Consider the following 13,002-nt stretch of genomic DNA (forward strand, 5'->3'; position numbering starts at 1 on the left):
CCAATGGCTAATCATCCTTGGTTCAGAGTATGGACGGAAATGATAAATGATCCCAAGTGGCGCACGATCGCTCGTATCTCGCAGCAAAAAATCGGAGACGTGATCGCGGTGTACGTGCACATGATGACATGCGCATCGAACGCAACCGAACGCGGCCGAACGGAAGGCTGGTGCGATGAAGATGTCGCCACCGCACTCGATATCGATACCGATCAGGTAGCGGCAATCTGCCAGGCAATGCAGGGTCGGGTTTTGGACGGCGATCGCCTCGCCGGATGGGAAAAGCGCCAGCCACTGCGGGAGGATGGCTCTGCTAGTCGCTCAAAAGAGTGGCGCGAAGCCCAAAAAGCACAAAACCGAACGCAACCGAACGCAACCGAACGCACTGAAACGCTAGAGAAGAGTAGAGAAGAAGAGACAAAGAAGAGAACTAGAAAAACAAAGGCAGCATCGCCTTCGGCAATGCCTGATGTTCTGCCCGACTGGTTGCCTTTGAAGCCGTGGAACGACTTTCTAGCGATGCGCCAGAAAATCAAGAAACCGGTTACCGAGCAAGGCATCCCGCTGGCGATCAAGAAACTGGGCGAACTCATGGCTGCCGGCCACGATCCGCAGGCGGTTCTGGAAAACTCCACGATGAACAGCTATTTGGGCCTGTTTCCGCCGCCGGCACCGCATCGGCCTGCAAGCGGGGTTGGTGTTGACGTTGGGCTTGGGCCGGCCGGCCAGGCGACCGCCGCCGCCGCACTGGAATGGTTAGACGGTGGTACACCATGACCGAATCCGACCGCGGCAAATTCGCCGCCATGTTGACCGGCACCGCCGACTACTACCGCACCAAGCTGTCGAAATTCACGATCGAGATTTACTGGAAGGGATTGCATCGGTTCGATATCGATGCAATCGAGACAGCCATCCAGCGCCACATCTCCCGCGCCGACAAAGAGGCGGCGTTCATGCCAAAGGTGAACGACCTGACGATCATGCTGGAAGGCCGCACCGGCGACCAATCGGCCGTGGCCTGGTCGAAGGTGGATCACGCGTTGCGGAGCGTAGGCACCTGGGAAGATGTCGTTTTCGATGACGCGCTGATTCACCGGGTCATCGAAGAAATGGGCGGGTGGGTGTGGTTCGGCACCAAGGACGAGCGCGACTGGCCTTTCATCGCCAAGGAATTCCAGACGCGCTACCAGGGCTACCGCATGCGCAGCGAGACACCGGATTATCAGCCGGTCCTGGTTGGCATCGCGAATAGCCAAAACGGTCAGAGCGGAGTGGCGATACAGCCGCCCGTCTTGGTCGGCAACAAGGCGCTCTGCCAGCAGGTTCTTCTTTGCGGCGGCGGCGCTCCAATCATCGGCATCACGCGCAACGTGACTGCTGGTCTCAACGTAAAACGACTCAAATAAAAGGGAAAAATGAGCGAACTCACACCGGCGTTCCAGGGGGAACTGATGCTGGCAAATTGGAAGGAAACACATTCCGGCGGCGCCACTGTCACATTCATGTTGGCGGACAAGGGCGATCTTGACCTGTTCCGCCACCTCACAGTCAAGAAGGCAAACATGGCTGGCCAGCGCTTCATGGCGGTGCTGGTCGAAATCAACGACGACGAAAAGCCAGTTACGCAAAAGCTGTCGCAGCAGGCGGCACTGATGTGCAAATCGTTGGGCTTTCAGCAGTTCGTTGAGTACAAGTCCGGCTACCAGTTGGAAGGCACGGCGGCACGGGAGAAGATGGCCGCCGATTTTGTCCGGTCGTTCTGCGGCGTGGAAAGTCGCTCAGAACTCGATAGCGCCGGCCGCGCCGGCATGCTCTACCAGCAGCTGCTCGCAGATTACCGCAGCTACTCGATCAACCTGTGAGGTCATATGAAAATTCCAAACAAAGGCACTTCCAAGTACGTGATCTGCGAGTTGATTTATCTGAACACGTCGCTCACAGCTGATCAGCTCAAGAGCTTCATCGAAGCCTTCACGAAAAAGACGGTGGAGACGTCAATCGAAAGCATGCTGGACGAATGTACCATCGTCCGTGTCGGTGAGCAGCTGCTCAACTGCGACAGCATCCGCCGCCACTTCAACGCGTTGCATACGAAAGCGAAGCCGGTCGACCCCAGCGCCATTGCTCCATCCCGAACGCCGCCAGTGTTCCGGCCGCTCCAAAGCAAATATATGCCTTCGCTTGATGGCCGCCGCGAAGGAAGCGGTGAGTTTCGCAAAATTAAGAGTCGCCACGTATGAGCACAAACACACAGAACCGCCAGGCTTATCAAATTCTGTGCGCTATGCGCCGCCCAACTCCTTTTGCAGTGTTTGCTCCGGCCGGAAAGGATATACGGATCATGCGCACGGACGAAAAAGGCTACCCCTTCGTCCTTCGCAAGCACGGTGCCGACCTGGTGGGCGTATATACCGGGGCATCAAAAATAGTGGATGTGCTGGCTGATCTTGAGAGTGTGCAGGCATGAGCGAATTCACGAAGGTTTCCACATTAGCCGAGGTCGCCATGCTGGATAAAGACGAAATGATGCTTGGCTATTGGCATGGCTTCGAGGGCAACGATGAGCCTGGTAGTGACAAGTCAAAGTCGTTTTGGCACGGCTACCGCAATGGTCGCGTTGATGGCGGCTTCGCCGAACCCGATCTTGCTCAGAAACAGTTGGCGCATGAAATTAACCCTCGACGCGAAGGGGCGTTCCATTGAAGCGCTCACCCCTAAAGCGCACGCCATTTGTTCGCAGCAAGCCAGCCAAGCGCATGAGGTCGACCAAGAAGCCGCTGACGAAAATTCAGGCGTCGGCGCGTGACGAAGAATGCACCTTGCGCTTCCCGTTCGGAATTTGCAACTACCGCACCGACACCACCGTGCTTTGTCACTCAAATCTATTGGCCGACGGGAAGGGCGCCGGACTCAAGGCACCCGACACCGAAGCAGCTTACGGCTGCGTCGACTGCCATGATGTGCTGGACGGTCGGGCACCGCGCCCGGCCGGGTTCAGCTACGAATTGATGCTGGCGTTGTTCAATGATGGGCGCGACCAAACACGTCGAATCTTGAGACGCAAAAATCTGCTACCTGCGGAGGTGGCGCAATGACCGTGCCCAAGCTACCCAAGCTCAAGCCGGTCAGCCTGGCCGCGCCAGCGCCGTATGAGCACGACATCCAAGCGGCATTTATCCGCCTGTGCCGCCTAGCTGAAAAAACGAACCTGCCGCTGTTGCAACTCGGTTTCGCCGTACCCAATGCGGCCAAGCGAAGTAAAGCGGTAGCTGCCCGGATGCTTGCAGAGGGTATGCGCGCAGGTGTGCCCGACTACATGCTGCCGGTGCCATGCGGCGCGTTCGTGGGCTTGGCTATTGAGTTCAAGCGACCCAAGACAGGCAGGACCACAGAGGCGCAAGATGACTATATTGACAAATTAACATCTGTTGGATGGTTGGTAGTGGTTTGCACTTGCCCGCTGGCCGCGTTTCGGACGGTTCAGGACTACCTACGGGTGGGCTGCAAAGCGCTACCTGCTAGGAAGCCTGAAAACAGTTGAATTTGACTGTTTTAAACAGTTGGAAACTGTTGCCTTTCATAGGGAGTTTGTAGTTTATTTTCCACAAAATTAATTGAAAATACAGTTTGCCAGTTGGCTACCAAATAGGTATTCTGAATACACATTAGAAAGCAAACGTAATAACGGGTGGGCAAGATGCAAAAGCAGATTTCTAGGGTTTCACCGTGGATTGGCGCTGTTGCACTGGTTCTAGTGTACGCATTTATACAGCAACTGGACAACGACGCAGAGCTAAAAGAAAGCGTTCGCAAGCAGGAAATTATTGCCGCCGCCAAGGCGGAATTCAAGCGGCGGCAAAAGTGGGATTCGCTGCTACAGGGTGGTGAGCATTTGACCTTTCCGGTAGCGGCGTATCAAGCGAGTCAATAACCGGAGTCAGTAATGAGCAAGATCGGCGCATTCGTGCTTGAGCAGCAAGAGCAAGAGGCAGCACAACAACACTTTGAAAATTTTGAATCGGAGAATAAATCATGTCAACCGCGACCCTCATCATCGGCGAGTCGGGCACTGGAAAAACAGCCAGTCTTCGCAATCTCGACCCATCCAGCACCCTTTTAATCCAGGCTATTCGCAAACCGCTCAGTTTCAAAAAGCCGGGTTGGGGCTTGGTGAGTAAGGATAACCCCAGAGGAAATATCATCGTCACCGATGTGGCCGAGCAGGTCATTGCCGCCATGCATAAGACGCGCCGCAAGGTCATTGTGCTGGACGATTTCCAGTATGTGATGGCCGACGAATTCATGCGCCGCAGCCAGGAAACCGGCTTTCAGAAATTCACCGACATTGGCCGTAACGCCTGGGACATTTTCAACGCTGCCGCCGCGCTGCCGCCTGACGTGCGGGTCTATATTTTATCGCACAGCGTAAGCGACGAGTTCGGTAAAACCCGCTGCAAGAGCCTTGGCAAGCTACTGGACGACAAGATCACGATTGAGGGCATGTTCACGATCGTTCTGAAAACAGTTGTCCAGGGCGGTGAGTACACGTTCTCGACGCACAACAGCGGCAGCGACACCGTGAAAACGCCGATGGAAATGTTCGAGGAAGACAATATTGAAAATGATCTGGCAATGGTCGATGCCACGATTTGCAGTTACTACGACCTGTCTCAACCCGAAGCAGCATAACCCACCCACACTTGAAGGAACCTGAAAAATGAACGCACCAATGAACAGCTACTCTCGCAACGATAGCAATGCGGCAAAAATCGGCGGCACCGGCCGCGTAAACGCAACCGGCGGCTATGAGGGCACCATTACACGCGCCGAGCCAATTCTGGCCGACAGCGGCGCGGTCGGCATTGAATTTGACTTTAAAACGCTTGACGGCGCGACGGCCTCCTTCCTGTCCGTGTGGACGCAAAACGGCGCCGGCAAAGAATTGTCCGGTCGTCGCATTGTGGACGCGCTGATGCTGCTTTTCCGCATCAAGGACATGGGCACAGCGCTGGCCGTGGTGGAAAAGTGGGACAAGGTAGCCCGTGCCGTCACCAAGCAAAGGGTTGAGGTGTTCCCCGATCTGATGGGCAAGCCTATTGGCTTGGTGCTGCAAAAAGAACACTCCGTCTATCTCGGTGAAGCCAAGGAGAAAATGATTATCTACGGTTGCTATGACGTGCAAAGCCGCAAGACTCCAAAGGAAATCCTGGAGCGCGCACCGAAGGCTGTTGCGCTCGATACCATCCTAGCTAGCTTGAAGGACAAGTATGAGAAGGGCGGCCAGCAGCAACAGTCGAGCCGTCCGGCGCATCACGGCGGCCACTCCGGCGCGCGCCCGGCCAGCGAAGTGCCATCTCATTTTGACGACGAAATTCCGTTTTAAAAACTCGCCCATATAGGCTACCAAATAGATAGTTTAACGTCCGGCGCGGCCTCGTAGATCGCGCCGGCGGATACCGGAGAAATCAAAATGCAAACAGCACCCGATTACAGCCAGGCACGAACGAAACGCGACGACGCAATGGCGATTGTGGCCGAGCACGCAGGTGAGGATTGGCGCGAAGCGGCCTTTGCCGCCTTCCGCAAGTTTGCCGAGAAAACCGTCTGTTTCTTGACCGAGGACGTACGCGAATACGCGGCCAAGATCGGCATCGCAGCGCCGCACGATAGTCGCGCATGGGGCCACGTTACGGTACGCGCCGTTCAGGCGGGACTGATTGTGCGTGACGGCTATGCACCGTCGAAAACAGGTCACATGCGGCCGATGCCGGTCTGGAAGAGCCTCATCAACAAAAGCGAGATTGCACCATGAAAATTTACGAAATCACCGCAGTCATGCGGGCGCTGATGGACACTCTCAGCGACCTCCCGCTGAACGAAGACGGCCAACCACTTGACCCGGCGGCGCAGGCCGAGCACGACGCGGCAATGGCAGCTTTCCAGGGTACTACCGACGACCTTGACGTGAAAATCCGCTCAATGGTGGCATATGCCTTGGAGTTGCGCACTGAGCGCGAAGCCCGTCAGGCAATGATGGATGCCATCGCCAAGAACGTGCTGGACAAAATGAATGCGGCGAATGCCCGCGACCAGCGCAAGGAAGAGTGGCTGTTGGCGACTGTTGCAGGCTCTATTCAAGCGGTCGGCTTGGCGATGCCGCGCAAGTATCCTGAGTTCCGCCTGAACATGCAGAAAAACATTCAGACCGCGGAAATAGTAGACGAAGCGCTCATTCCGGCCGACTACAAAACGACCGTCACACCCGAGCCGATTACCAAGATCGACAAGAAAAGGCTAAATGAGGACGTTCGCGATGGGGTGGTGGTTCCTGGCGCAAAGCTATCGATGGCCACGTTCAAGCTGACAATCAAATGAAAAATTCAACACCTCAGATGACTCGGTGGTTCCCGCCGAAAACGAAGCCAATTCATGTTGGCGAATACAACGCGAGTGCAGGCAAAGACCCGACTGCGCTTCGCTGGTGGGATGGGGAGCACTGGTCCATGGCCTACTGGCGCTCCGATACGGCCAGGAGCCAGGCGCTACGCAGGAAGCAGCACGCCATCAGCACAATCATTAGTTGGCGCGGGCTGGCCGACAAACCATGAGCTACGCCTACCGATGCTCTAAATGTCGGGGGCGCAACACCATGAAACACCGCTACGACTGGTACAAGCGCACACCGGTTTGCAAGCACTGCAAGGCATGCAACCGGTACTACTTGGACAAGGCGCGGCAATACCGGAATGACTACTGCTCCTGCGAGGGCTACCACTACAAGCATCGCATCAAGAGCGCGTGCTGTATTCATCACCCCGACTACGAACTTCATGTACGGGTTGGGCGGTACGGAGAGGACAGCGCGGTAGTCATTGCCGAGATTGCAGCGCGATCGAAGGAGACGGTCCATGAACAGTTTGCTTAAGCCTGCAAAGCCGAGAGCGATAGACAGAACCTGCAAATCATGTCGCCATTTCTCTGTCGATAAGATGCGGTTCCCGAAACATTATGAGGTAGGGCTTGGGCATTGCCAGTTTGATGCGGCGCTTGGCGCGAGCGCGTTCCGCGGCGCCGCGTCCACATGCGAACGGTACGACGCGACCGATAGGCGCAAGGCGTATTTGAAATTTCAGGGGGATGTCGCCAGTGCATAACAGGCCAATTTCAACGATTGTCAGTCTAAGAGTAGGGAGGGGTAAAAATGAACAACGAAGAACCGGTTGAGTCGACCGACGCCGAGAAGGCGGCCGACATTGCGATATGGAGCGAGGGGCACGACGCCCGCCTCAAGGGTCGGTACATCAACCCGTACGATCCATTCAATCAGCGCAATAAGTTCGCCAGCTGGCTGTCCGGCTTTCAGGCGGCGCAACTGTCGTTGAAGATGGATGAGCAATTGCGCCCGGTGACGGATGCAAAGCTGGAGGAGATTTTCAACGAGACATGGGTTCAGATGCCAGATGCAGCCCGAAAGCCGCCATTGCCCGTACCTCCGCTCGCACTCGCCTTCGCACGCAACGTGATCGCATACATCCAGAGTCAGGAGTCGAAATGAAAGTCGTTTGCGCCTACTGCGGGAGCCAGGCGGCCCTCGTCACCGGAGAGGTGATTTACCCGCATCGCGCCGATCTGCGCGAGAAGCGATTCTACTTGTGCGCTCCTTGTGGCGCATATGTAGGCTGCCACAAGGGAACGCTCAACCCGCTTGGTCGCTTGGCCGATGTGGTGTTGCGAGCCGCCAAGGTGCGCGCGCATGCTGCATTCGATCCGATGTGGCAGGGCGGCGCACGACGGCGGGGTGACGCCTACGGATGGCTCGCTGACCAGCTCGGCATCAAAAAGAAGGACTGCCACATTGGCATGTTCGACGTGGCGATGTGCAACAAGGTGGTTCTTCTGTGTCAGCGAACGCCGATCGAAGCGCGGGAGGCCGCATGACGATCCTGCCGCGCTTCATTCGACATCGGGACGCCCCTGCCTATTTGGGGGTTGATCGCAACAGGTTTGACGCAGAAATTCGACCGCTGCTGACGGAGATCCCGATCGGGCTTCGCAGCGTGGCATTTGACAGGCTTGACTTGGACGCATGGGCGGATGAATATAAAGACCGCAATGGGCGTTCGAGTCGCAGGATAGGAGTACCAGCATCATGCGAACAAGAACAAAGGGCATCCAGGTTGCCGAAGGTGGTGGCCGAACTGTCGAGAAAGTCTATAAAGGGCAACGCATCTTTGCCCGCCTTGGCGAAGTCAGCCAAGACGAAGCCGAAGCCTGGCTTCGAGATCAGCAAGCAGCAATCGACATCAAACGTAGCCAAGGCACGCAGCGCAATTTTGCGCTTGCAGCCGACAAATATTTGACCGATTGCGAGAAGCGCGGTGTGCGAACACTAGATTTGATTGCCTACCACATCACGCTGATTTTGCCGTACATCGGCTTCCTGCCACTGGAATCTGTTCACTCGGGTAGCTTGGAGTCGTTTTGCGATAGCCGGATTCAGGATGATGAGGTGAAGCCGGCGACCGTCAATCGCACGCTGGAGGTGGTCAGGTCAATATTGACCAAGTGCGCCAGGGTGTGGCGCACTGATGAGGGTAAGGCGTGGCTCCCGACCGCGCCGCTGATCGAAATGCTGGATACGAAGCAAACAAAGCGGCAGCCGTACCCGATTACCTGGGACGAGCAAAAGCGACTGTTTGCAGAATTGCCGCCACATTTGGAGCGCATGGCGCTGTTTGCCGTGAACACCGGACTACGTGACGACAACGTGTGCGGCCTGCGGTGGAGTTGGGAGCGATACATTCCCGAACTCAAGCGCAGCGTGTTTGTGGTGCCCGCGTCGGAGTTCAAGGGGAAGCGGCCGCATGTCGCCATCCTGAATGACGTTGCAATGAGCGTGATGGAGTCATGTCGCGGCGTGCATAAGGAGTTTGTGTTTACCTACAAGCAAGAGGTAAAGGACAAGAAACTGCCGCAGCACGAACCCGACCGTGTAGATACGATCAATAACACGGGCTGGCAGAAGGCAAGAAGTCGCGCAAATCTCACGCAGGTGCGCGTTCATGACCTTCGGCACACGTTTGGGCAGCGGTTGAGGGCCGCCGGGGTATCAAGCGAGGATAGGAAGGCTCTAATGGGGCACGCCACCAGCGATATGTCGGAGCACTACGCAACACCGACAATCGCGCGCCTGATTGAAATGGCGAATCTAGTGGCTTCGACGCGTGATACGCCGACAATACTGCGAGTGGTAAACGGGTAGGGAGGTTGCCCAGAGCATCGGGCAATTAGAAATAGTCACGCAAAAAGTCACGCAAAAACCAGAAAAGGGCTGTGAGATTTCTCTCACAACCCTTTGAATTACTGGTGCGGCTGGCAGGAATCGAACCCACGACCCCTTGGTTCGTAGCCAAGTACTCTATCCAGCTGAGCTACAGCCGCGAAAAACAAAATTATATACGATCTTTGTTTATTTTGGAAGAGGAAAATATTTAAAAACTTCATATTTCGCTTCGCTTGCAGAGCTAAACTTCTTTTTCTGCTTGCCCTCAACCAAGTCCGCTACTATGCCTGAACAATTGCAGAATGGGAAGCCTTTTCTGCAATTAATTGCTATTTTTTTGCTGAAGCTTGCCTGCGATGCCCGGGCAATGAGGAAATTCGCCCGGTGCTATAATCAAACAATAATCATTATCATTTGTTGTTTACGTTACGAAAGAAGGTTGATCACATGAAGGTAAAAGCAATTGCGGCAGCTGTGTCGTTATCTCTTGGTATTGCCGGCGCCGCGACAGCGGCTGAGTACCCGATCGGCAAGCAGCAGATCATGAACGGCCTGGAGATTGCCGCTGTTTACCTGCAGCCGATCAAGATGGAACCGGAAGGCATGATGCGCAAGGCGGAGCTGTCGGACATCCATGTCGAGGCGGATATCCGGGCAGTCAAAAACAATCCCAACGGCTTTGCCGAAGGCGACTGGATGCCGAACCTGGTCATCTCTTACGTATTCACCAAAGCCGGTTCGAACCAGGTGATCAAAGGCGACATGATGCCGATGGTGGCCAGCGACGGTCCGCATTACGGCGACAACGTCAAGCTGGCAGGGCCGGGCAAGTACACCTTGAAGATGATCATCTCGCCGCCGTCAGCCAATGCCGGCGCGCACTTCGGCCGTCACGTGGATAAGGAGACCGGCGTCGGCGCCTGGTTCAAACCGTTTGAAGTGGTCAATGAATTCACCTTCGCCGGCGTCGGCAAAAAAGGCGGATATTAATCTCTCATGAACTTTCGATCGGAGAGCATGACCATGGTGTCTGCCAAAGTGCGCGGCTTGCTGGGTATCGGCTTATTCTTTGCGGCGGCGGTTTCGATGGCCGCCGATTTGCCGACCTTCAAGTTGGAAATGAAGGATGGCGTATTGAATCCGGCACGGATCGAAGTGCCGGCCGGTAAAAAAATCAAAATCGAAATCCATAATCTCGGCAAGTCGGCGGCGGAATTTGAAAGCGTCCAGCTGCGCAAGGAAAAAGTGCTGGCGCCGGGCGCGGAATCGTTCGTGGTGATTGCGCCGCTGTCGCCGGGCGAGTACAAGTTTTTCGATGATTTCCATGCCACCGCGCAGGGCGTCATCGTCGCCAAATAAGAGCCTCTATATCTAGAGGCTGCGATTGTTTGCATTGTAAATATTTGCGGGGCGGTGCCGAACGGCGCGGCCGCGACTGACTGGAGATTGGGAATGGGCCAGGTATTATTCATTGTCTGGCGCGAAAGCGTCGAGGCTTTGCTGGTGGTGGGTATTTTGCATGCGTGGCTGAAGAACGGCGGCGCCGCGGCGCGCCGCGGCCTGCCTTATCTGTGGGGCGGCGTCGGCGTCGGCATCCTGGCCGCGATCGGCCTCGGTGCAGCGCTGCTGGGTTTTAGCGAACTGCTGTCGGGCGATGCACAGGATTACTTCCAGATCGTGATGGTGATCCTGGCGGCCTTCTTGATTGTGCAGATGGTGTTCTGGATGCGAAAGCATGGCCGTACGCTTAAGCGCGACATGGAAACCTCGCTCAGCGAGAACATGCAACAGGCAAGCTGGTGGGGCGTATTCGCCCTGGCGGCATTGGCGATTGCGCGCGAGGGCAGCGAAACCGTGATTTTCCTGTACGGCCTCGGCCTGGCGCAGCAAGGCGAAACCGCCGGCGCCATGATCTTGGCGGCAGTGCTGGGCTTTGCGCTGGCCTTCCTGACTTTCTATCTGCTGCAGCTCGGTGGTAGAATTTTCTCTTGGCGCCGCTTCTTTCAAGTCACCGAAATCATCTTGTTGTTCCTGGCTGCAGGCTTGCTGCTGACCGGCATCGAGCGCCTGATGTCGCTGGATATCATCCCGACGCTGATCGATCCGGTCTGGGACAGCTCCCGCCTGCTCGATGATACGACCAAGTTTGGCAACCTGGTATCCACGCTGACCGGCTATCGCGCACAGCCTGCGCTGATGAGCTTGCTGGTGTATGCGGCTTACTGGATCGGTGTCCTGCTGTTCCTGAAACGCGCCCGTCCTAAAACAAAAACGATCTGATGACTACTTGTGCAATTCCCCAGGCGACACGACTTTCCCGCACGGCTGACTGGATGCGGGACCACGCGAAGCTGATTCGCTGGGTGCAATGGGGGATTGTGCTGGTCTACGGCTTCCTGATTCTGGTGCCGATCTTTTTGCCGCTGCCGGACGAGACCGCGCACATCTGGTCGAACCTGACCCTGATCGCGCAGTTTGCCTTCTGGGGCATCTGGTGGCCGTTCGTGCTGATCAGCATGGTGCTGATGGGGCGCGTCTGGTGCGGCGTGCTGTGTCCGGAAGGGGCTTTGACCGAATTCGCCAGCCGCCACGGCCGCGGCAAGGCGATCCCGCATTGGATGCGCTGGGGCGGCTGGCCTTTCGTGGCCTTTGCCCTGACCACGGTTTACGGCCAGATGGTCAGCGTCTATCAATACCCCAAGGCGGTGCTGCTGGTGCTGGGCGGCTCCACCGTCGGCGCCATCATCGTCGGCTATCTGTATGGCCGCGACAAGCGCGTCTGGTGCAAATATCTGTGCCCGGTGAACGGTGTGTTCGGCTTGCTGGCCAAGCTGGCGCCGTTCCATTACAAGGTCAATGAAACCGCCTGGCGCGCTTCTTATGGCACCCACAGCCACACGCAGGGGCGCACCGTGATTCCTGTCAACTGCGCGCCGCTGCTGCCGTTGCGGGCTATGAAGGGCGCCGCCGATTGCCATATGTGCGGCCGCTGCAGCGGTCACCGCGACGCCATCGAGCTGACCTGGCGCGCGCCGACCGAGGAAATCGTGCGCCATGGCGAGCAGCAAAACAGCCTGTGGGAAAGCGCCCTGGCGCTGTATGGCCTGATGGGGATTGCCATCGGCGCTTTTCACTGGTCGGCCAGTCCCTGGTTTGTGCAGATCAAGCAGGCCATTGCCACCTGGCTGATCGACCGCGACATCATGTGGCCTTTCGATACGCATGCGCCGTGGTGGGTGTTTACCAATTATCCGGCGCAGAACGATGTTTTCAGCTGGCTCGACGGCGGCCTGGTGATCGCCTACATCCTGACCACCGGCCTGGTGCTGGGCAGCGCGCTGAGCCTGCTGTTCGCGCTGAGCAGCCGCGCGCTGGGCGGCTGGGACCGCAAGCGCTTCAACCATCTGGTGCAAGCGACCATTCCGCTGGCCGGCTGCGGCGTGTTTGTCGGCTTGTCGGCCACCACCATCAGTCTGCTGCGCGGCGAACATCTGCCGGTATTCTGGGCCAACGATTTGCGTGCGCTCCTGCTGATCGCCACCACCTTGTGGAGCGTCTGGCTGGCGTGGCGCGTTACCGGCCGTTACACAGCGTCTTTCGGACGCCGGCTGGCGAGCATGGCGCCGGTCATCGCTGGCCTGGGGCTGGTCAATTTCGCCTGGCTGCTGATGTTCTGGCTGTGGTAAATACCCATCGCATCCCCATCGTTATGCGCT

General features: G+C 56.8%; 21 protein-coding genes and 1 tRNA gene. 21 read left to right on the forward strand and 1 reads right to left on the reverse strand.

Annotation, left to right across the window (positions count from 1 at the left end; translation table 11 throughout):
• The first annotated feature begins 3 nt into the window (after positions 1-3).
• The 17 genes from KHU30_RS01945 to KHU30_RS25025 all read left to right on the forward strand — a co-directional run bounded on the left by KHU30_RS01945 (position 4) and on the right by KHU30_RS25025 (position 9,265).
• The gene (locus tag KHU30_RS01945; protein ID WP_211440962.1) at positions 4-777 is read left to right on the forward strand and encodes a hypothetical protein; all 774 of its coding nucleotides are present in this window, start codon (positions 4-6) and stop codon (positions 775-777) included.
• Positions 774-1,409, forward strand: a complete 636-nt coding sequence (locus KHU30_RS01950; RefSeq protein WP_211440963.1) for a DUF6475 domain-containing protein — start codon at positions 774-776, stop codon at positions 1,407-1,409. Before KHU30_RS01945 ends, KHU30_RS01950 begins: the two co-directional genes overlap by 4 nt.
• A 9-nt stretch (positions 1,410-1,418) precedes the next feature.
• Positions 1,419-1,865, forward strand: a complete 447-nt coding sequence (locus KHU30_RS01955) for a hypothetical protein (RefSeq protein WP_211440964.1) — start codon at positions 1,419-1,421, stop codon at positions 1,863-1,865.
• 6 nt (positions 1,866-1,871) lie between these two features.
• A complete protein-coding gene (locus KHU30_RS01960) occupies positions 1,872-2,243 on the forward strand; it encodes a hypothetical protein (protein ID WP_211440965.1) in 372 nt (123 codons plus the stop codon).
• Complete coding sequence (locus tag KHU30_RS01965; RefSeq protein WP_211440966.1) at positions 2,240-2,470, forward strand: hypothetical protein; 231 nt, start codon at positions 2,240-2,242, stop codon at positions 2,468-2,470. Before KHU30_RS01960 ends, KHU30_RS01965 begins: the two co-directional genes overlap by 4 nt.
• Positions 2,467-2,706 (forward strand): hypothetical protein, encoded by a 240-nt coding sequence (locus KHU30_RS01970; RefSeq protein ID WP_211440967.1) that lies wholly within the window; start codon positions 2,467-2,469, stop codon positions 2,704-2,706. Before KHU30_RS01965 ends, KHU30_RS01970 begins: the two co-directional genes overlap by 4 nt.
• Positions 2,703-3,098: a nuclease domain-containing protein gene (locus tag KHU30_RS01975; protein ID WP_211440968.1), complete on the forward strand. Its 396-nt coding sequence runs from the start codon at positions 2,703-2,705 to the stop codon at positions 3,096-3,098. The genes KHU30_RS01970 and KHU30_RS01975 overlap by 4 nt, the downstream gene beginning before the upstream one ends.
• Positions 3,095-3,544, forward strand: coding sequence for a VRR-NUC domain-containing protein (locus KHU30_RS01980; RefSeq protein ID WP_211440969.1), 450 nt, complete (start codon positions 3,095-3,097; stop codon positions 3,542-3,544). Before KHU30_RS01975 ends, KHU30_RS01980 begins: the two co-directional genes overlap by 4 nt.
• A gap of 156 nt (positions 3,545-3,700) precedes the next feature.
• Entirely contained in the window at positions 3,701-3,934 is a 234-nt protein-coding gene (locus KHU30_RS01985; RefSeq protein WP_211440970.1) for a hypothetical protein, read from the forward strand.
• A 101-nt stretch (positions 3,935-4,035) separates the two neighbouring features.
• Positions 4,036-4,692: an AAA family ATPase gene (locus KHU30_RS01990; protein WP_211440971.1), complete on the forward strand. Its 657-nt coding sequence runs from the start codon at positions 4,036-4,038 to the stop codon at positions 4,690-4,692.
• A gap of 28 nt (positions 4,693-4,720) precedes the next feature.
• Positions 4,721-5,386, forward strand: coding sequence for a hypothetical protein (locus KHU30_RS01995; RefSeq protein WP_211440972.1), 666 nt, complete (start codon positions 4,721-4,723; stop codon positions 5,384-5,386).
• Positions 5,387-5,473: 87 nt separating this feature from the next.
• Positions 5,474-5,815, forward strand: a complete 342-nt coding sequence (locus tag KHU30_RS02000; RefSeq protein WP_211440973.1) for a hypothetical protein — start codon at positions 5,474-5,476, stop codon at positions 5,813-5,815.
• On the forward strand, positions 5,812-6,378 hold the full coding sequence (locus tag KHU30_RS02005; RefSeq protein WP_211440974.1) for a siphovirus Gp157 family protein: 567 nt from the start codon (positions 5,812-5,814) through the stop codon (positions 6,376-6,378). The genes KHU30_RS02000 and KHU30_RS02005 overlap by 4 nt, the downstream gene beginning before the upstream one ends.
• Positions 6,379-6,911: 533 nt before the next feature.
• The gene (locus tag KHU30_RS02010; protein WP_211440975.1) at positions 6,912-7,157 is read left to right on the forward strand and encodes a hypothetical protein; all 246 of its coding nucleotides are present in this window, start codon (positions 6,912-6,914) and stop codon (positions 7,155-7,157) included.
• A gap of 47 nt (positions 7,158-7,204) precedes the next feature.
• Positions 7,205-7,558: a hypothetical protein gene (locus tag KHU30_RS02015; protein WP_211440976.1), complete on the forward strand. Its 354-nt coding sequence runs from the start codon at positions 7,205-7,207 to the stop codon at positions 7,556-7,558.
• Complete coding sequence (locus KHU30_RS02020) at positions 7,555-7,941, forward strand: zinc-finger-containing protein (RefSeq protein WP_211440977.1); 387 nt, start codon at positions 7,555-7,557, stop codon at positions 7,939-7,941. The genes KHU30_RS02015 and KHU30_RS02020 overlap by 4 nt, the downstream gene beginning before the upstream one ends.
• 211 nt (positions 7,942-8,152) lie before the next feature.
• Positions 8,153-9,265, forward strand: coding sequence for a tyrosine-type recombinase/integrase (locus tag KHU30_RS25025; protein WP_230427152.1), 1,113 nt, complete (start codon positions 8,153-8,155; stop codon positions 9,263-9,265).
• A gap of 102 nt (positions 9,266-9,367) precedes the next feature.
• Here the strand turns inward: KHU30_RS25025 and KHU30_RS02030 are convergent.
• A tRNA-Arg gene (locus KHU30_RS02030) sits at positions 9,368-9,444 on the reverse strand.
• Between the two features lie 289 nt (positions 9,445-9,733).
• On the opposite strand from KHU30_RS02030, the gene KHU30_RS02035 reads away from it, so the two are divergent.
• The 4 genes from KHU30_RS02035 (at position 9,734) to KHU30_RS02050 (ending at position 12,972) form a co-directional block, all read left to right on the forward strand.
• Complete coding sequence (locus tag KHU30_RS02035; RefSeq protein ID WP_211440978.1) at positions 9,734-10,276, forward strand: iron transporter; 543 nt, start codon at positions 9,734-9,736, stop codon at positions 10,274-10,276.
• A 33-nt stretch (positions 10,277-10,309) separates the two neighbouring features.
• Positions 10,310-10,645 carry a cupredoxin domain-containing protein gene (locus tag KHU30_RS02040; protein ID WP_211442162.1) on the forward strand — a complete coding sequence of 112 codons (336 nt, stop codon included), beginning with the start codon at positions 10,310-10,312 and terminating at the stop codon, positions 10,643-10,645.
• A gap of 93 nt (positions 10,646-10,738) precedes the next feature.
• Positions 10,739-11,566, forward strand: coding sequence for an FTR1 family iron permease (locus KHU30_RS02045; RefSeq protein ID WP_211440979.1), 828 nt, complete (start codon positions 10,739-10,741; stop codon positions 11,564-11,566).
• A gap of 53 nt (positions 11,567-11,619) precedes the next feature.
• Positions 11,620-12,972 carry a 4Fe-4S binding protein gene (locus tag KHU30_RS02050; protein ID WP_211442163.1) on the forward strand — a complete coding sequence of 451 codons (1,353 nt, stop codon included), beginning with the start codon at positions 11,620-11,622 and terminating at the stop codon, positions 12,970-12,972.
• Positions 12,973-13,002 lie beyond the last annotated feature (30 nt).

Origin of the sequence: Collimonas humicola (assembly GCF_018304945.1) — a bacterium.
Taxonomy (GTDB): Bacteria; Pseudomonadota; Gammaproteobacteria; order Burkholderiales; family Burkholderiaceae_D; genus Collimonas; species Collimonas humicola.